The organism is Shewanella sp. 125m-1 (assembly GCF_052977065.1).
In genome coordinates this window covers 109,716-128,505 of record NZ_JBRILT010000004.1, presented here as the reverse complement: position 1 = coordinate 128,505, position 18,790 = coordinate 109,716, and the positions used below count along the sequence as shown (strand labels likewise).

Below are 18,790 nucleotides of genomic sequence, written 5' to 3'. Positions count from 1 at the left end.
GCCATTTGTTTAATGACTCCTCGGCTCGGCTTTGCCTCTAAGTGTACCTAGAGCAAAGTTTAAAATGAGTGCTAGAACGAGTAGTACAAGTCCGAGTGCAATCGCTTGGGCAAAGTCACCTTTACTGGTTTCCAGTGCAATTGCGGTGGGAATATTACGTGTGACGCCAGCAATATTGCCGCCGACCATCATCGAACAACCAATTTCAGTCAATATACGACTAAACGCGGCAACAATAGCTAATAATAGTGGAACTTTAAGTTCTCTGCAGACTGCCCAGATGGCACTTAATGCTGGTGCACCTAGTGTTCGAGAGGTTTCCCATGCACGGCGATCGACACTGGTAAAAGCCGCTTGGCTCATGGCAACTAATACTGGAGCGCAAATTAGCATCTGGCCTAAAATCATGCCTTTTTGGGTGAACAGCCATTTGAGATCGCCAAGGGGACCCATGCGGGTTAGCAGCAGATAGACCAGCAGGCCGATGACAACTGTTGGAATAGATTGCAAGGTTTGGATTAGATTGGTGACTAACCAGCGGCCAGGAAAGCGAGTAAAGGCCAACAGAAAGCCCAGCACCATAGAAGGCAATAGCGTGATCGCTAAAGCCGCAAATGAGACTGAAAAAGAAACAGCTATAATGGACCACACTTCTGGGTCCAATGAAAACAGCAGGCTTAATGCCTGCTGTATAAGGGCTAACCAGCCTTCATTCATTCGCTATATGTTGCCTTGAACAATTGTTCTCCCTGAACTTTATAATTGTTGATCATGCCTTGCGCTTCAGCGCCGATCAGCCAGTCGCTCAATGCTTTAGCACCCTTGTGGTTTAGTGTTGGGTACTTAGCTTCACTGATGAGTATGATTTGGTATGGATTAGCCAGTGCTTTACCGCCATCAAAATCTACTGCTAGATCTATTTTACCTGAATAAGCAACAAAAGTGCCACGGTCAGATAGTGTATAACCTTCTAATTCGCTAGCCATTAGTAGCGTTTTGCCCATACCTTGACCAACTGCAGTGTAACCTTTGAATTCTGGAGTAATATTAGCATTCTTCCAAATAAGCAGCTCTTTCATGTTGGTGCCGGAGTTGTCACCACGTGAGATAAAAGGTACACCTGATTTAGCGATTTTAGCAAAGGCTTCTTCAGCGGTTTTGCTTGAACGAATTTGAGCAGGATCGTTCTTTGGGCCTAGCACTACGAAGTCATTTTCCATAATGCCACGTGGTAGACGGCCGTAACCCTCTTCAACGAATTTTGCTTCAGCGCCTGGCGCATGAGTCATCACAACGTCCACGTCACCCTGGCGAGCAAGCTTAAGGGCTTTGCCGGTACCTGTTGCAATAACTTGTACTTGGTAGCCTGTTTCAGCTTCAAATTTTGGTAATAAATTCTTCAGTAGACCTGAGTTTTCAGTACTAGTCGTGGTAGCAAGCTTAATGACTTCGTTAGCTTGAGCTGGCATACCAACAAATAGCGCAGCGGTAACCGCAAGACCAATAACGCGTTTAAGGTTTAGCATTTTTACTCCTTGGAAAATAAAATGGGCTACTCGATACCTGAGCACCTGATTGAAATCGAATTCAATCGACTTAAAAGCAAGTTTGATGCCATGCTTGGTTTGCGTTATTTCAGTTCACATTTGTAACTCATGTGTGATCTTGGTCGCGTTGATGGCAAAAAAAGCACAGACATTATGTCCCAAGATCGCGATTACATGGTTCATAGTGACCTATTTGAACGGGTTAGATGTTAGACTTGATGCATAATGAGTCAAATTGTCCCTCAGACAGACAAGGTGGGACAGAGAATAAATAATATGAAGCCACTTCCTTCTGCAGTATCTGTACTGATCGTTGATGATGAACCCGGCATGCGCAGCTTTTTAAAGAAAGCGCTTGCTAAAAAGTTTGCTTTAGTCGAAACCGCGTCCAGCGTCGAAGATGCTGAGCAACTGCGTTCGCGCTGTCATTTTGATCTGTTAATTGTTGATATTCGTCTACCCGGTCGTTCAGGTATTGAATGGCATGAGGCGCTCAACGATCAAGAACGCCGCTCTGATATCATCTTTATGACGGGCTATGCCGATATGGATGTGGCGATCAAGGCACTACGAGCTGGCGCGTCTGATTTCATTATGAAGCCTTTCCATTTAGAGCAGATGATGAAGGCGGTTGACCGCTGTATTGAACGTCGCTTGCTTAAGCGTGAAAATCTGATGCTGCGCCGAGAGGTGTCATTTAACCAATCCTCGACCATCATTGGTCAAAGCGATGCGATGACGGAAGTGAAGCATATTATCGAACGCGTCGCGCCAACCAACGCCGTGGTGTTGATTGAGGGCGAATCGGGTACGGGTAAAGAGCTGGTCGCCAGACAGTTGCATATTCTTAGTGGTCGCCAGGGGCCGTTTGTGCCCGTTAACTGTGGCGCGATTGCACCAGAGCTATTAGAAAGTGAGCTGTTTGGTCATTCAGCGGGCGCATTTACCGGTGCAAAAGGTAACAGAGAAGGCTTATTTAGCTTTGCCTCAGGTGGTACAATTTTCCTCGACGAAATCGGTGAAATGCCACTTAAGATGCAAACGGCATTATTGCGCGTACTTGAGCAACGCACCATTCGTCCTGTGGGTAGCGAGAAAGAAATTAATATCGATGTGCGCGTGTTGGCGGCAACTAACCGTAAATTGTCGGAAGAAGTTGAAGCCGGCAACTTTAGACGTGACCTGTACTACCGTCTTAACGTGCTCGATATCGTGATCCCGCCACTGCGCGATCGCCCTGAAGATATCGTTGAGCTAACCCATCACTTTACTTGCCAGTTGGCAGCAGAGTTGGGGGTAAAAGAGGTGGTCTGGAGTCATGAAGACCTATTAAAGCTGCAACAACACGAATGGCCAGGTAATATTCGTGAATTGCGCAATATGATTGAACGCTGCATTTTGTTAGGTAAGCCACCCGCCGAGTACTGGAAAGCACAACCTAAGGCTGAAATGCTGGTTGAGTCGGGTTATCCATTACAATGGGCGCTTAAAGACGTTGAGCGTGACCATGTGACACGTGTTGTTGATGTGCATGGTGGTAATAAATCAGCCGCCGCGCGCGATTTAGGTGTGTCACGTAAGACGCTAGATAGAAAATACAAAGAGTGGTTCGGCGGCGAAGCCGATAAAGAAGAATAACAATGAGATCGCTCTAGGGGAGTAGCTGTGTCGTTTTTTTCCAATATGTTTGGTGTGAGTTGGCAGCAAATGCAGGCTAAGGTGCGTTATCGCATCTTGATTTTAACCTTGTTGCCTATCTTACTAACCTTAGTCAGTTTGGTTTTTATTACCATATATTGGAATATAAGCTACACAGGTAAGCAGCTGTTTATGAAGGTCAAAGCCGATTTGACCGTGGCAAACAGCACTCTAATTACCGTCCAGGATAATCAAGAAAAACAGCTTGAGTTGGTGATGGAGTCCTGGCCGTTTCAGAATGATTTTCGCCAAATTGGTAATGACTCCAAGCAACAGCGCAATAATCTGCAGCAGGTTTTAGACCAGGCCAAAAAAGATCTTAACTTAGATTTTTTACGGCTGATTAGTGTGTCTGAAGCCGCGGCCGATCCCGATTTAAGGCAGATGCTTCCCCACATCGAAGGCGTGGCACCTTTCTCTGGCTTAATGGTACTCGAACCAAGCCGTTTAGCCCGCATAGACCCTGAACTCGCCGACAGAGCCCAAGTGACTGTAATGAAGACATTGCGGGCACAAGAACCCAGTAAACATTTAGAAAAACGTGGCCTGTTAAGCAGAAGCTTGCTGCCCGTTGCTGATACCAATGGCAACGTTTCCTGGTATTTAGATGGCGGTATCATGCTTAACCGTGACACCCGTATCGTCGATCACATTCGCGACTTAGTGTACGACAAGGGCACATTACCAGAACGCTCAATCGGTACTGTCACCATCTTCCTCGATAATATCCGCATCAGTACCAACGTTCCGCTGCATTTCTTCCCTCAAGGGGATGACAAACAAGGTCGAGCACTCGGCAGTTTGGTGTCATCTGAAGTGCGCGAAAAGGTGCTTAATCAAGGCCTACTCTGGGTCGATAGAGCATTTGTTTTCAACGATTGGTTTATTTCAGCCTATTCACCACTAGAAGATATTAACGGTAAGCGTATCGGTATGATCTATACCGGATTTTCTGAGTCGCCGTTTATCCATAATTACCTGCTTAACATTATTGAGCTCGGGACTATCTTGATGTTGGTGTTGCTGGTCTCTGGTTGGCTGGTTTATCGCGGTGCCTACAGCTTATTGCAACCGATAGAGCGTATTCACCATGTGGTAAAGGCGGTGCAATCGGGTCGTAATTTACGCATAGGATCATTGGGTCTAGACAGTGGCAATGAGCTGTCTAACCTCGCAGAGCAGTTTGATCGCATGCTGGATCTTCTGCAGCGACGCAACACCCAAATTCAAGCCGCAGCCGAGCAGTTAGAAGTTAAAGTTGAAGAGCGTACTCGCAGCTTGCAAGAAAAAACTGAAGAGCTACAAGCTAATGTGGCACTGCTTAATGAGACTCGACAACAGTTGGTGATCAATGAAAAATTGACCGCGTTGGGTGAGCTTACAGCGGGTATTGCTCATGAGATCAATAACCCGACAGCGGTGATCTTAGGCAATATGGAATTGCTTAAATACGAGCTAGGCGATAGAGCTGATGACGTTGAAGAAGAGATTGAGCTAGTGATCCAGCAAGTGGGTCGTATTAGCACCATTATCCGCAGCTTGTTGCAATACAGCCGTCCAGGGGAGTTTAACGCCCCGTTAGAGATGCACCAGATCACCCCCATTATCGAAGAGATGCTGGTATTAGTGCGCCACTCGATTCAAAAGCAGCAAGTGGTGCTTAACCAAGAACTCAATGCGAGTTATCCCATTCAGGTGAACCGCCCGCAACTGCTGCAAGTGCTTATTAATCTCGTGGTAAACGCCGCCCATGCAATGAACGGTAAAGGCCAAATCTGGATCCGTACCTATGACTGGGTGCAGCATGGCGAGCCAGTTGGAGTGAAAATTGAAGTCGAAGATGAAGGTAAGGGTATTCCAGAGGAAGAGCTTAACCGTATTTTCGACCCTTTTTACACCACGCGTAAAGATGGTACTGGATTAGGCTTATCGCTGAGTTACGGCATTATTAAGCGTATTGGTGGCACCATTGAGGTGAGCTCTACAGTAGGCAAGGGCAGCTTGTTTACTATTGGTTTGTACCATAAGGCCATCGAAGACCAGAGTAATACTCCCTATGAAGGCTTGCAGTTTAGCGGTAAGCATAGCGATATGTCGAAAGACTAGCTGCTTAATCAGATCGCTTAAACAAGAGCTCTTGCTCAGAGCTCTTAAACAAGAGTGTTTCAGTAGAACGCTTGAACAGGGCCTTTTAAAGAGTATGGCCAATGCGGTGTTGCTTGCCTACATGCAGGTATTAATCTCAGCACAACTGAATGACAGATAAAAAAATAGCCAGGAAATAATCCTGGCCACAAAGAGTGTGTGAGCAATGTCGTGCTTAATAAAACTCAAACTTTAAGGAGATGAGATGCCTTTAAGTATTAGCGAGTTTCGGAACGCATGCAAATAGTAATCATTATCATTTGATCTTGCAAGTACAATAACCAATCAAATCGTAATTATTTCAAAAATAAATATTACTTAATTTAAAACAGTGTTTTAGCTTTCGTTGTTTACATTGAAAACCCACTCAGTTCCAGACTGAAATATGTATTTCTTTGAACTTAACTCAAAAAAATAGCCAGGAAATAATCCTGGCCACAAAGAGTGTGTGAGCAATGTCGTGCTTAATAAAACTCTATTGCAGATAAAGATGATGAGAACTTTATGTGTTAATCCGAGTTTTGGAACGCAAGTTAACAATAATCATTCTCATTTGGGTTTGCAAGTTTTATTACGCACTTTTAGCCAATTTACTCACTTATTTCACTAACAGTTATACCCAGCAGTATTAAAAATGCTTTTGTAAGTGCAGCTTATTCTGGCTGTGATTTTGAGCATCGCTAACCATAGCGGTGATCTGATATTGATTACTGATCAGCATGTTTAGCATGCTAGGGAAGCAGTTACGGGTTTTAACGTCGATACGTTGATAGCCTTGCTCAGTCGCCCAGCGTTCTTGATACTCAAGTAAGCTCTTAGCTAAACCTAGACCACGAAAATCAGGTGTTACTCCACCTAGCCAGCTGTAAAATACCTGGTCTTCAGTTTGGTAGCCAAGTTTAAAACCGGCAATTTCACCTTCGACTTTAGCAACAAGCAATAACGCAGGGCCAGCAAGCAGGCGCTGGCTGATCTCTTGGCTAGCGTAACCTTGTTCAAATTCAGGAATGGCAGAATAGACAGTCTGGATCAGCTCAAGCACTTCAGGCGTAAACTCAGTTACGGCTTCAATTTCAATGGTGTACATTTCTAACTCTCAATAACTTCGCCAGTTCACCCTGTAATACAACCAAACCATTGGCTGAAAGGTGAACGAATTGGCGAAATTATAACAGGTCAGTCCAGTTGTTGTTAAGCGTTAACTGCCGTTAGCTGGCGGTTTTGCGAGCCGAATCTTGTAAGATCTTATCTTGTAAGAACTTTAATAACAGACCGTATACGGGCAAGAACAGGCCTAAACTAACAATTAGCTTAAATCCGTAATCCACAGTGGCGATTTCTGGCCAGTGTGTTGCCATAAACTCGTCAGTTGAAGCGTAGAAGGCTAGGCCGAAGAACACGATAGTGTCTATCAGGTTGCCGACTATGGTAGATGCTGAAGGTGCAACCCACCAAGACTTGGTCTCTCTGAGCTTGGCAAAAACAAAAATATCCATCAGCTGCCCAACCAGATAGGCCGCGAAGCTTGCAAAAGCGATTCGGAACACAAAACTGTTGAACTCAAGTAGTGCTTCAGCGCCTTGGAAGCTACCTTGGTGGAACACCACGCCCATCAAATAAGAGATGATCAGTGCAGGTACCATGGCGAGGAAGATAATTTTTCTTGCCGCTTGCTGGCCGAATATTCGAACCGTTAGATCGGTAGCTAAATAGACAAAGGGAAAGCTAAATGCACCCCATGTGGTATGGAAGCCAAATATCTGAAAGGGAAGTTGTACAAGGTAGTTACTCGCACAAATAATAACAATATGAAAGCCTGCTAATAGCAGTAATGCACGGCGAACCTGTGCAGGGGGTAACATCAACATCTTGTGGCCTTTTTAAATAAATCGGGCGGGGTTAGGGAACCCGCAATAGCGAACATCGCTATAATTTTACAATTTTTGGTTAAACAGAGTGGTTCGTCCCCTACTGAATATAGGGGGCGCAAATTATAGAGCAGTTTTTTATTTGAGCAAGCGTAAATCTCAGCAGCAGCATAATTTCTGCGTGCTGAGTATGATTAGCAATAGGGATTAAGCGTTACAACTCAGTCAATATCGATAAAATCGTAGTGAGTTTGTTCTCAAGCTCGGTCCACTCTTTATCGGCTTCTGAGCCCGCAACAATACCAGCGCCAGCAAATAAATTGATGCGGCCTGGTTCAATCAGTGCACTGCGTATTGCCACGGAAAATTCGCTTTCATGCTTATTAAAATACCCACATGCTCCCGCATACCAGCCTCTAACGTAGCCTTCTTGCTGACGAATAAAGTTCATCGCCGACTCTTTAGGCAAGCCGCCTACGGCAGGTGTTGGATGCAGCGCCTGGATCAGCTGAAAGTCATTCACACCGGGCTTTAGCTCGGCACGAATAGAGCGGTGCAGATGCTGAATGTGGCTTAGTTTGAATACCGTTGGTGTTTCATCAGCGCCGACATAATTACTGAGTGGGTTAAGAACATTAACGATATGCTGTCTAACAAGTTGGTTTTCGTGGCTATTTTTAGTGTCATCCAGTAACGCCTGCGCCAGTTCTTTGTCTTCTTCTTGGTTTAGCCCGCGCACAGTCGTGCCCGCTAGCGCCTCGGTAAATAGTTCACGTTGACGACGGCGATATAAGCGCTCAGGGGTGCAAGAGATAAAAGTACTGTCTGGGCTAAACTGAAAGCCAAACTGAAAACTGGTTGGATTACGTCCTTGCCAGCAGGCCAGTAACATCCAAGGGTCAACGACTTCATTGATCTCAAGTTGAGTCAGTCGAGACAAAACCACTTTAGGGGTGTCTTCAATAAATTTAGGATGGGTGACACGATTAACCAATTCGTTCCAACGATACTTATCAGGGCGATCGCTACGGCTCATCAGTGCCACTTTGTTAGGTGGTGCTAATGGTTTAGGTGCATCTAATGCTTGCAATGACTGTAGCGCATCATCAATTTCTTGAGCGAAAGCTTGCTCGGTAAAATTGAGGTTAACTAATAGTTTGAATTCGTTACCACTGCGGCGAAGCTCGATGCGCGGCAGAATAAAATGTGCTTTACCAAACTCAGGCCAGCTTTCATTGCGGCGATCAAAAGCCACGCCACCGTAATAGCGTATGTCTTGATTGTTGGTAAGGGACCGCTGTTTTTGATACTCAGCAGAGAGCTCACTATCATCAACGTCATCGCCAAAGAAAAAATCTTTGCAACAGCCAATGGCTGCAACTTCTTCCTGGGTATCACGGCCTTTCCAATACACTCTAGGGTAAGTGGTTTGCGCTGCCAGCCAGGCAATCACCGGGATCGGCGAAACCACCACAGACAGCTGCACAATCGGGTCGCTGTTTGGTTGAAGAGTAAAGGATTTGATTTTGTCGGTTAAAGACTTAATAGCTTGAGGCAGCAAGGGGATGGTCAATAAGTACTCCAAACAAATATCATTAGGGCTTGCTTAGAGGAGCTGCCTCTAATTGGGATACACCCATCGCACATTGGTAATAAGAATCTTTACCACAAACTAATAGTCTGAGCATGCAGTGTCAAGTCGATTACTCTACCTGTGTGAGCTTCCACTGACTATTTTATCAGCATGGTTTAGATTTAACCGAAATCATTTCCTTATTCTTTAGTAATAACCTTAGTTATAGCCACTTAGCCATTACCGATACCCAGTGTGCGTTTTTTAATCTGTGACATTCGTGCCCCCTTTTGTCCTTTGCACACAAAGTATGGGTCAATTTGTCCGTCATTGAGTTTCCATTCTTACCTTAAAGTTCAAATTAGTCGATCTAAGTTTGTTTTATGATTTTATTTACTTGAGAGATAGGCGCAGCTTTTTGAGAATAGCGAAAAACAGATCGTTAGGATGATGAAACTAGATGAAAATGAAACAAAAAGTGCTGAAAGTATCCACATTAGCATTGGCGATGAGCTTAGCTTATCAAGTTCAAGCTGATGAGCTCGAGCGAAGCCCTATTTTAGATGTAACAGACGTTATCGTGGTGCATGGTGAACGTGCTTCTGTGACTGAAGCGGCCACTACTCACTGGAGCATCGATGCTGACGAGATTAAGGCATCAGGCGCGCAAAGCTTAGATCAAGTACTTCAAAATGTACCAGGTATCTATGTAAGAACAGGGGCTGCAGGCATTCCAAGAGTTGATATTCGCGGTTTGAAAACTCGCCATATTACGTTCTTAATTAACGGTGTACCTGCAAGTAGCACTGAAGATGGTCAGTTTGATCCCACTGTTATTCCAACCAATCAAATCGCCCGGGTTGAAGTTTCGGTTGGCCCTACCTCGGTGCTGTACGGGCCTGGCGGAAGTGCCGGTGTCATCAACATTATTACCAAGCAAGGTGATAATGCGCCGGCTCTTTCTGGTCGTTTAGAGGCTGCGCATGACAATACCTTTAATGGCGACTTAAGTGCAGCGGGTAGCGGCGATAACTGGCAAGGCATTATGAGTGTGACTCATCAAGAAACAGATGGCACACCAATGGCAGATGATTTTGAAGATACTAGAAATCAAACCGGTGACGTACGTTTTAACTCTGATAGAAAACTAACTAACTATTATGCTCAAGGTAGTTATTTCATCAATGATTCAACCAAACTGATGGCTAACTACAGCCAACGTGATGGTAAATGGGGACTATCACCCACAGTAGATCGTAAGAAACCGCCATCAAGAGTTGAAGATTATAACGAGCAAAGCATGCAGTTAGGTGCGGCGCATGAAATAAACAATGCTCAGACTCTACGTGGCTTTGTTTATTATAATCAAACAGATATGGTTGAAAAATTTTATAACCATAGAATGAATAATGTAAACAGTATTGTGGACAGTACCTCGAAAGTCAGTGGTACCAACATACAGTTTATCAATGAATTTGATTATGGCGCGGTATTAACGACGTCAGTGATTGTAGAAAAGCAAGATTGGTTCTCTTATACCAACAAATTGCGCAGTGTTAGCGTTAAAAGTGGTGGCAACGGCACTGGTGGCGGGCAAGCTGGCCAAAGCGATATTGACGAAAGCATTGTTATTTATACCGGCGCTGCTGAGTATCAATATCAAGATGACGGTAAATATGGTTACAGCTTAGGCGCAGCTGTACATAATTATGATCGCGATATTAATAGTGAAACAGACTTTTCAGCACAAGCGTCAGCATTTTATCAAGTAACAGATTCAAGCCGTATTCATACCGGTATCGCACAAAAAGTACGTTACCCATCAATTAGTGATTTATATGCGGCTACTAGCGGTAATGTGGATCTTAAGGCTGAGGTAGCTCACCAGTTTGAACTTGGTCTACAACAATCTTTACCTTTTGATAGCCAATTAGACATTAGTAGCTATGTTACTGATGCCAATGATTACATTGCTAAAGATGATCTTGGTCAAGAACAAAATATAGGCGACTACCGCTTTATGGGTGTTGATCTACAGATGACTAACCAATATTTCGATGATCTGGGATTAACGTTCGCCTATAGCTACATAGATACAGAAGACCGTGCTACCAATGAGCGTTTGCAATACCGCCCAACTCACAACCTTCGCTTACAAGCGAGTTATGACTTCTCCTTTGGTTTAACGACGCGTTTAGATGCTGAGCGCATCATAGATCAAGTCAACGGCAAAGGTGTTCAATTAGATAATTACACCTTAGTTGATCTAAGTTTGAGCCAAAATATTTGGCATGAAAATTTAGAGTTATATGTTCGAGCAACGAACTTATTTGATGAGCTTTATTATCAAAGCGACTTTATGCCACAAGCGGGTCGTCAGGTATTCGTCGGCATAAACTGGCAGATCTAGGTTTTCGGGGGAAAGTATGAAACTCATAGCGCTAGAAGGGATTCAATTTGGCTATGGCTCGCACCAAAGTGAGATCTTGGATGATCTCAATTTGGTGGTTAATCGTGGGGAATGCCACTGTATTAACGGCCCGACAGGATGCGGAAAATCAAGCTTACTGCACTTGATGGCTTCAGAGCTGACTCGACCCCATGGTGGGGAGGTGTACCGTGCCCCCTCATTGCTGGTCGGCTTAGTCATGCAAGATCCCAATGTACAAATTCTGCGTAAAAGTGCCGGAGCAGAAATCGCTTTTGCGTTAGAAAACCTCGGTGTTGATGCCGAGCAGATGGTTGAAAAAGTTCAGCAATCACTAAGGCGAGTAGGGCTTTACATCAGTTTAGATACGCCTGTAGAGGTGTTGTCATTAGGGCAGAAATATCGGCTTATGATGGCAGCGCAGCTGGTGTTTAAGCCCTCTTTATTACTGCTTGATGAACCTTGGGCGCAGCTCGATGACGGTGGCGTACGTGAATTGCACAGTGTTCTCGAGTCCCTGTTAGATGAGGGCGTTGCAATTGTCATGGTTGAGCATAACCCTAGTGCTTTTGCTGGCATAGTTAACTACCTATGGCACTTAGAAGATGGCGTGCTGAAAGAGGGAGTGTTAACCGCTGCAAGGAGCTGCACAGAGAAAACCGCTACAGGCAAAGGCGTATCAGGTGACGGGCAAGAGAGTGCTTTTAAGCTAGCCTCGGGATCGGATAAAGACGCTGTCATTGGTATCAAGTCTGGTTTTAAACCTGAGAGCTGCGAATGCCTCATCAAAATACAACCACATCACTTTCGATTCATCGATCAAGATTGTCTGTTTGACTGCCAGCAGAGCTTGTCACTGTTTAGTGGTGAGGTCATTGCCTTAGTCGGTGATAACGGCGCAGGTAAAAGCAGTTTGCTTAAAACCTTGGCAGGTATTCAGGCCAATATCCCTAACTTTCCTATTACTGTGCTGGGCAAGCGGCCGCAATTGGGGATTTATGGCGCTAACTTAGGTTTATTGATGCAACGGCCAAATCGTCAGTTATTTGAGCAAAATGTCCTCGCTGAGCTGCAATTTAGCTTAAAGCGTTTCAAGCTCCCCTTAGTGCGTGCAGAGCAGATGTTAGACACCTTGGGCTTAACTCATCTGGCTAAGTGCTCACCGCATAAATTGTCCTATGGTCAGCAGCATCTTATCGCTCTGGCTTCTTTGGTTTGTTTGCAGCCTAAGATTTTACTGCTTGATGATCCATTTGCCGGGCTTGATAAGCGCTATGTCGACAAGGTGGTGAACTTACTACAGCAATTGAGTAAGCAAGGCTGCGGGATCTTGCTTACGAGTCATCGTGCGATCCCCGCTTTCGAGGTTGATCGCTACTGGTTGATAGGCTCTGGCAAGCTGGTTGATGGCGCAGAACAAATAGAGTCGCGTAATGTGGGCTAAGCACCGCATAGGACGGCGCGCCAATAAGCATTCAGGCTTGAGTTTGAGTGCGACTCAATACTGCGCGCTGGCGTTAGTACTGAGCTTAGTCTTATCGAGTAGCGCTTTTTTTCTTCCCAACACTGGGCTCATTTGGCTAGTGCTGGTGGATCTAATACTGGTTGCTCATGGTTTATATCTTAAGAACAAGATCATCGCCTTACTGAGACTCGGTCTCGTGCAGTTGGCATTAACGTTACCGCTCTATTATTTACTACATGGCGAAGCGCAACTGCTAGAGGGGGTGATTGTGGTGCTGCGAGTATTCCTGGCCATGTTACCAGGCTGGTGGCTATCGAGTACTCAGAGCCCGGAGCGCCTTGGTGAGGTGTTGAGTTGGGGGCTCCCCGCTAAATGGGCTTTTGTCATCGCCGCTTCCATTGGTTTGTTGCCCTATATGCTGCAAGAAACCAAAGAAATATACGCCATTCAGTGCTTACGAGGAGCAAACATTACCCCTAAGGCACTGAGGAACCCTAAAAACTGGCCAGAGCTCATCTATTGTGTGGTGCTCCCGGTACTGATCCAATTATTAAAGCTATCAAAGCAGATGGCACAAGCAGCCAAATTACGCCATTTCGGTAAAGTTAATCAGCCAACACATTGGCCTGCAACAAGAGAGGATAAATGAAATCTCCATTTGATCTACAAGATGCCCTATTTATTGGGTTTTGTGCCACCTTGCTGGTGGTATTAAAAAGCATGTTACGCCTCAAGCTAGGATTGAGCGGGCACTCTATGTTCTTAATGACCTTCTTTTACTTGGTTTGCTATGGCGCTGTGGGCCGAGTGGGTTGCATTACCGCTTGTGGTTTTCTCGCTGGCTTAGTGGCCATGATGTTAAGCGTGGGCAAAGGAGGGCCGTTGATATTGCTTAAATTTGGCCTGCCAGCATTGGCAATGGATCTGATGTTACTCATGATGGCGGGGCTGTTTAGCGTGCGTTGGCAGAGCATTATTTTAGCGCTAGTGGGTTGTTTAGCCTGGGCGGGTAAAAGTTGGGTTGGTAATTTGCTTGCAGGAATGAGCGGCCAAGTTGCGTTGGCTCAATTTGGACTCAGTTTTATACAAGGTGGTGCATTTGCTATCGCGGCAGCGCTATTAGTGCCCACAGTATTAAGGCGGCTGCATGCCCACGATCTGCTACATAGAGATCAGCTTGATGATAAGTAACGCCGTTTAAAAATGACAATTAATAACTGCACCAATAAATAAGGGTTTTAGATGAAAGAGTGGCTGATCTGCATTGATGATACTGATGATATCGGTACCAAGGGCACGGGCGAAATTGCCGAAGAGATTGCGGCAAAACTGGCTGTGGTAGCATCAACCGAAGACAATGCACTTGCTGTTAGTCGACTGGTGACACGTCATCAACTGTTTGTGCATCCTGATATTCCTTACACATCGCACAATAGTGCCATGTGCTTTCAGATTGCTACAACATTGAGCTTTAATGAGATTAAAGCCATCTGTATTGCGCATTTAAAGCAAGAATCGGCAGCGGCATCGGATCCCGGTTTAGCCATCTTAGATTTAGCCTCCCGCTATGACATCGAGCAACTGATCGCTTTTGGTCAGCAGGCAAAAGTAGAAGTAAAGACAAAACCGCAGGCTTACACCTTGGCTGAAGCGCTAGGCATTGATCTCTCTGAGCATGGCGGTACAGGCCAAGGCGTTATCGGTGCACTTGCGGGGTTGGGCTTACGTCTCAGCGGTCAAGATGGTCGCGTGAAAGGCCAGCTAAAGCTAGGACAAGCTGCGGATGAGTCAGATGAAGTACAGATGAGCGTAGCAGAGGTATTAGCACTGACAGGATTACAGGCGGTGATCTCCGTTGATGGAGAGAAGCTAGCAGATGATCAACAGCTGTTTCTTAAAGGTAAGATCAAGGCGGTATTCACTCAGTATCAATTTGCGCTACTCGTTAGCGCTGAGACTGGCCGGTGGTTAAATGCGACTAAGCAGCAGTTAAAGCCTTACTAATTTTCATACCGTTTAGGATAATAGGAGGGAGTATGGTGCTGTGGTTTACCCAAGTAGATGGCTTATGGCAGTTTAAGTTTGGCGTAGAAGATTATCTGCCAGCCCGCGCCGCCGCAGCCAGTTGTGAGATATTTCTCAGTGATGACGAAGATGAGCATACTGATAATGTTGCTCGCTCTTGTTACAACTGTATGTATCGCCGCTGGCAGCCGACGAGTTTTCAATGTCATAAGCGGCGCGCCGAATAGCCATTGATATTTGCATGAGTAATGAAATATCGTTTTTTCTTACAAGTTGGTGTGTATTTGTCGTGCATTAGTGAATATTAATTAACTTTGTCTATGGTGATTTAACAGTTCAGAGAATAGAATAGCCAACTTCTTACAGGAAATAACAAGATGGGCTCTGCGTAAGCCGGGTCACAACATCAGAGATCTGTGAGGGATACCGTGACTAATTAGTTGCTGTATTTATGGCTAAATCATCCGGGGACCTAAGAGATAATGGGTGATTCATTCGAATCAAATAACTTAATAAAGATACCTGTTTCTAAGTTGAAAGTAGGTATGTTTGTTGAAGCAATAGACAAAAGTAACAGCCAAGTTAATATTGCGAGCGCTGGGCAAATTCGCAGTGCTGAAGCCATTTTAAGGCTGCATAAGAGTCATGTAACCCATGTATGGGTTAATGCTGAGCGCTCAGCACCAGACTTGGGATTACTGCGGCCGACTGCTGCGCCTAAGCCAGTGGTAAAAAAAGTCAGTGTTGAACGTGCCACTACTCAAAAGCAGGCAAAAGAGCTGATTGTTGAGGCTAAAGATCTCATCCAAAAAGTGCTATCTGAAACATTTCAAGGCAAGGCAGTCGAGGTCGAGCCGTTCGAACAGTTAGCAGATAGCATGATTGAGTCGGTGATGCTCGATGCCGATGCCCTCAAATGTGTCTCAGCCTTGCGTTCCAAAGACGCCTATCTGCTCGAGCATTCTATTAATGTCGCCTTTTTGCTGGTGACTTTCGGCCGTTACCTAAACTTCGATACTGACATGCTGCGTCAAATGGCGGTTGGTGGAATTTTGCATGATATTGGCAAGATTAAGGTCGATAGTGAAGTGTTAAACAAGCCGGGTAAATTAACTGCCGAAGAGTATGAGCACGTTAAGCTGCATCAAACTTATGCTGTTGAAATTATGGAGCAGACCACAGGGTTATCTCAAGTCAGTAAAGATATTAGTTTGATGCACCATGAAAAACTCGATGGCAAAGGCTACCCGCTGGGATTGAAGGGGAATGAGATCCCTGTTCATGGGCGGATGAGCTGTATTGTCGACATCTTCGATGCGTTAACAGCGACCCGTTGTTATAAAGAAGCTATGAGCCCTGCAGCCGCATTTAAGATCTTATTGAGTTTGACGCCATTTCACTTAGATCAACAACTTGTTTATGAATTTATCCGCTGTGTCGGCGTTTATCCGGTAGGTTCGTTAGTACAGCTATCAGATGGTCGCATTGGGATTGTATGGGAATCTAAAGGACGAGACGCGTTACACCCCAAAGTGAAGTGCTTCTACTCTATGAAGCATAAATGCTACACCAAGGTGGAGATTGTCGATCTGCTTCGATCGTCATTTCATATCGAAAAAGGCATATCGCCAAGCAGTTTAGATATCGATCCGACACAATTCTACTAGTGAAAAGTCGGGTTTATCGAACATCAAGCGTCCTTAATTGGGCGCTTTTTTGTGCCGATTTCACATCTCTTAGATCTCAATAAGAAATTAAAGTTTGAGCCGCCTCTATTTTTGGTGAACGATTTGTTTTTCGGCTGAATAAGCATTGAATTAATTTCACTGGTTATAGACTAAGCCTACATAAAATATTGAGATTGATGGGGAACAAATAATGCAACGTAGACAGTTTATAAAAGGGGCTTCGCTGATGATGGCCGGCAGTGTTATTACGCCTACGCTACAGGCTAAAACAAGCTTGCAGCTATCTGCTACTAACACACCGTTCACCAAGGGCACATACCGCATACTGGCACTGGTGTTTGATGACTACGAAACCCTAGACTTGCACGGCCCAGTTGAGATGCTTGGGCATATGCCCAATACCGAGATAAAGCTGGTGGCCACCAAAGAGATCGTCAAAAGTTATCAGGGGCCGCGTGTGGTTGCCGATTGTTTAACAACAGAGATTTATGACTGCGATCTGCTATTAATTCCTGGTGGATTAGGTACTCGCACATTAGTTAGCGATACAGCACTGCGCCAATGGCTTATTAAGCAGATTGACCGTAGTCAAAACGTGTTTACTGTGTGCACGGGTACCGCATTGCTGGCAATGACTTCTGTGCTTAACGGGCGTAAAGCCACCACCAATAAAATGGCGTTTCAATGGGTGACATCACTAAACGATAATCCACAATGGCAGCCCAAAGCGCGTTGGGTGTTTGATGGTAAGTTTTTAACCTCATCGGGCGTATCGGCAGGCACAGACGCGGCGCTGTTTTGGGTCAAGCACCTGCATGGCGAGCAGGAGGCGAAGCGTATCCAAACACTAACCGAATATAACTGGATTGAAGACCCCAATAATGACCCTTATGCCGCGGACTTAGCTTAGGTCATTTATAAGTAAATCATCTAGCCTTAGTAGTTATTGCTATTTATTAGTAATAAAGGATATTGGCGAGATCAGTACTAAGCACCAATAATAGCCATTCATTTAGCCTGCCTAAGAGGGGAGATTACATTGAATAACTGGCTAATATTATTGTGTTGCGCAGTGTTAATTACTGCCTCTTTACTCACCAGCGGTTTAACGCGCGCCTTAATAGATTTAGGTGCGTTTAGTTGCTTGCTTGGCTTATTGGTTTGGCGTCATAGCGCTCGAGATCGTAATAGAGAAGGTAGTAAGACGTCGCAATAAAAAGCAGCGCCTGTAAGGGCACTGCTTTATGGTTATATCGCGCGATTGTACAGCGCACTAATCAGTAATGAGTTAGTTAAGCAGTAAAATGTACGCCAGTGAACTGCTACCTATCGCCAGCCATAACAACACGCCTAAAATGAGTGGCTTAGGACCAGTTGATTTCATTTTCTTAATCGTAATACCGGCACCAATCAAGAACAGACACACTACCAGTAATCGTTTTGATACCTCAAATATTGTCCCGTACACGACTTCGCCTTGCGGCAGCCAATGGGCAATCGCAATCGCTAAGCAGTAAAAGCCAATAAAGTAGGGGATAGCAATCTTATTTTTATCGCCTTTAAACAACATGGCACTGATGAGTGCGATTGGAATGATCCACAGTGCGCGTGCCAGCTTAATCGTCGTAGCGGTTGTAAGGGCTTCACTGCCATAAGCTGAAGCAGCTCCCACGACAGATGACGTATCGTGAATAGCAATCGCGCTCCAAACCCCAAAATCATGCTGGCTCATCGATAGAGCATGGCCGATGGCCGGAAACACAAACAGTGCAATCGAGTTAAGAATAAATACCGTGGCTAAGGCAATAGCCGTTTGTTCGCTGTTGGCTTTAATTGCGGGAGATACGGCCGCAATGGCGCTGCCACCACAAATAGCGGTGCCAGAGGCAATTAGGTGGCCGGTTTTATGATCTAGCTTGAGTAGGCGCGTTAAGGCAAAACCTAAAATCAGCGTGAATATAATCGAGCCCAAAATGAGGGGGAGATTGGCTAAGCTAATGCTAACAGCGGCGTCAAGCTGAATGCCAAATCCAAGACCGACAATCGAATAGGCCAGAAGCTTCTTGGTCAGCGCGCCAAGATGTATTTGATCCGGCGCCCAGCCTATGCTGGCAAGCGTAAAGCCCAAAATTAGCGCCACAGGAGACGAAACCATAGGTAATAGGCAGATGAGACCAACAATAATAAAAATGGCTAAATGGGTTTTGTTGCGGGTTTCGCTGGTCATTAAAAGGCAGTCGTATATAGCAGATCGGTTGATAATTATAACGCTCGAACAAGATTTAATAAATTAAATAGTGTTGACGGTTGTAGTCAGCAAAATTGAATGTCTGGAAGGTTTTAGGAAAAGCTA

The 18,790-nt window shown here is 45.1% G+C and carries 16 protein-coding genes; 10 read left to right on the top strand and 6 right to left on the bottom strand.

The features are described 5' to 3' along the window. Nucleotides 1-9: 9 nt before the first annotated feature. Together ACVBIK_RS03510 and ACVBIK_RS03505 are read right to left on the bottom strand one after the other, a co-directional pair. On the bottom strand, nucleotides 10-717 hold the full coding sequence (locus ACVBIK_RS03510) for an ABC transporter permease (RefSeq protein ID WP_447159056.1): 708 nt from the start codon (nucleotides 715-717) through the stop codon (nucleotides 10-12). Further along, nucleotides 714-1,526 carry a substrate-binding domain-containing protein gene (locus ACVBIK_RS03505; RefSeq protein WP_447159055.1) on the bottom strand — a complete coding sequence of 271 codons (813 nt, stop codon included), beginning with the start codon at nucleotides 1,524-1,526 and terminating at the stop codon, nucleotides 714-716. The genes ACVBIK_RS03510 and ACVBIK_RS03505 overlap by 4 nt, the downstream gene beginning before the upstream one ends. A 276-nt stretch (nucleotides 1,527-1,802) precedes the next feature. On the opposite strand from ACVBIK_RS03505, the gene ACVBIK_RS03500 reads away from it, so the two are divergent. Both ACVBIK_RS03500 and ACVBIK_RS03495 read left to right on the top strand, forming a co-directional pair. Then, nucleotides 1,803-3,185: a sigma-54-dependent transcriptional regulator gene (locus ACVBIK_RS03500; RefSeq protein ID WP_447159139.1), complete on the top strand. Its 1,383-nt coding sequence runs from the start codon at nucleotides 1,803-1,805 to the stop codon at nucleotides 3,183-3,185. A 27-nt stretch (nucleotides 3,186-3,212) separates the two neighbouring features. Beyond that, nucleotides 3,213-5,351 carry a sensor histidine kinase gene (locus ACVBIK_RS03495; protein ID WP_447159054.1) on the top strand — a complete coding sequence of 713 codons (2,139 nt, stop codon included), beginning with the start codon at nucleotides 3,213-3,215 and terminating at the stop codon, nucleotides 5,349-5,351. A 667-nt stretch (nucleotides 5,352-6,018) separates the two neighbouring features. Here the strand turns inward: ACVBIK_RS03495 and ACVBIK_RS03490 are convergent. From ACVBIK_RS03490 to ACVBIK_RS03480, 3 genes are all read right to left on the bottom strand, one after another. Then, nucleotides 6,019-6,477 (bottom strand): GNAT family N-acetyltransferase, encoded by a 459-nt coding sequence (locus ACVBIK_RS03490; RefSeq protein ID WP_447159053.1) that lies wholly within the window; start codon nucleotides 6,475-6,477, stop codon nucleotides 6,019-6,021. Nucleotides 6,478-6,598: 121 nt separating this feature from the next. Continuing rightward, on the bottom strand, nucleotides 6,599-7,258 hold the full coding sequence (locus ACVBIK_RS03485; protein WP_447169118.1) for a 7-cyano-7-deazaguanine/7-aminomethyl-7-deazaguanine transporter: 660 nt from the start codon (nucleotides 7,256-7,258) through the stop codon (nucleotides 6,599-6,601). 214 nt (nucleotides 7,259-7,472) lie between these two features. Continuing rightward, on the bottom strand, nucleotides 7,473-8,831 hold the full coding sequence (locus tag ACVBIK_RS03480; RefSeq protein ID WP_447169117.1) for an isochorismate synthase: 1,359 nt from the start codon (nucleotides 8,829-8,831) through the stop codon (nucleotides 7,473-7,475). 460 nt (nucleotides 8,832-9,291) lie between these two features. On the opposite strand from ACVBIK_RS03480, the gene ACVBIK_RS03475 reads away from it, so the two are divergent. From ACVBIK_RS03475 to ACVBIK_RS03440, 8 genes are all read left to right on the top strand, one after another. Further along, nucleotides 9,292-11,241 carry a TonB-dependent receptor gene (locus tag ACVBIK_RS03475; RefSeq protein ID WP_447169116.1) on the top strand — a complete coding sequence of 650 codons (1,950 nt, stop codon included), beginning with the start codon at nucleotides 9,292-9,294 and terminating at the stop codon, nucleotides 11,239-11,241. A gap of 16 nt (nucleotides 11,242-11,257) precedes the next feature. Continuing rightward, entirely contained in the window at nucleotides 11,258-12,703 is a 1,446-nt protein-coding gene (locus ACVBIK_RS03470; protein WP_447169115.1) for an ATP-binding cassette domain-containing protein, read from the top strand. Beyond that, nucleotides 12,693-13,373 (top strand): energy-coupling factor transporter transmembrane component T, encoded by a 681-nt coding sequence (locus ACVBIK_RS03465; protein ID WP_447169114.1) that lies wholly within the window; start codon nucleotides 12,693-12,695, stop codon nucleotides 13,371-13,373. The genes ACVBIK_RS03470 and ACVBIK_RS03465 overlap by 11 nt, the downstream gene beginning before the upstream one ends. Beyond that, nucleotides 13,370-13,915, top strand: coding sequence for a core component of ECF transporter (locus ACVBIK_RS03460; protein WP_447159047.1), 546 nt, complete (start codon nucleotides 13,370-13,372; stop codon nucleotides 13,913-13,915). Before ACVBIK_RS03465 ends, ACVBIK_RS03460 begins: the two co-directional genes overlap by 4 nt. 51 nt (nucleotides 13,916-13,966) lie before the next feature. Next, nucleotides 13,967-14,728 carry a DNA-binding protein gene (locus ACVBIK_RS03455; protein ID WP_447159046.1) on the top strand — a complete coding sequence of 254 codons (762 nt, stop codon included), beginning with the start codon at nucleotides 13,967-13,969 and terminating at the stop codon, nucleotides 14,726-14,728. A gap of 32 nt (nucleotides 14,729-14,760) precedes the next feature. Then, nucleotides 14,761-14,976: a hypothetical protein gene (locus ACVBIK_RS03450; RefSeq protein ID WP_447159045.1), complete on the top strand. Its 216-nt coding sequence runs from the start codon at nucleotides 14,761-14,763 to the stop codon at nucleotides 14,974-14,976. 255 nt (nucleotides 14,977-15,231) lie between these two features. Then, a complete protein-coding gene (locus ACVBIK_RS03445) occupies nucleotides 15,232-16,416 on the top strand; it encodes an HD-GYP domain-containing protein (protein ID WP_447169113.1) in 1,185 nt (394 codons plus the stop codon). Between the two features lie 211 nt (nucleotides 16,417-16,627). Further along, nucleotides 16,628-17,347, top strand: a complete 720-nt coding sequence (locus tag ACVBIK_RS03440; RefSeq protein WP_447169112.1) for a DJ-1/PfpI family protein — start codon at nucleotides 16,628-16,630, stop codon at nucleotides 17,345-17,347. A gap of 378 nt (nucleotides 17,348-17,725) precedes the next feature. Here the strand turns inward: ACVBIK_RS03440 and ACVBIK_RS03435 are convergent, their stop codons facing one another. Further along, on the bottom strand, nucleotides 17,726-18,664 hold the full coding sequence (locus ACVBIK_RS03435; protein ID WP_447169111.1) for a YeiH family protein: 939 nt from the start codon (nucleotides 18,662-18,664) through the stop codon (nucleotides 17,726-17,728). Between the last annotated feature and the right edge of the window lie 126 nt (nucleotides 18,665-18,790).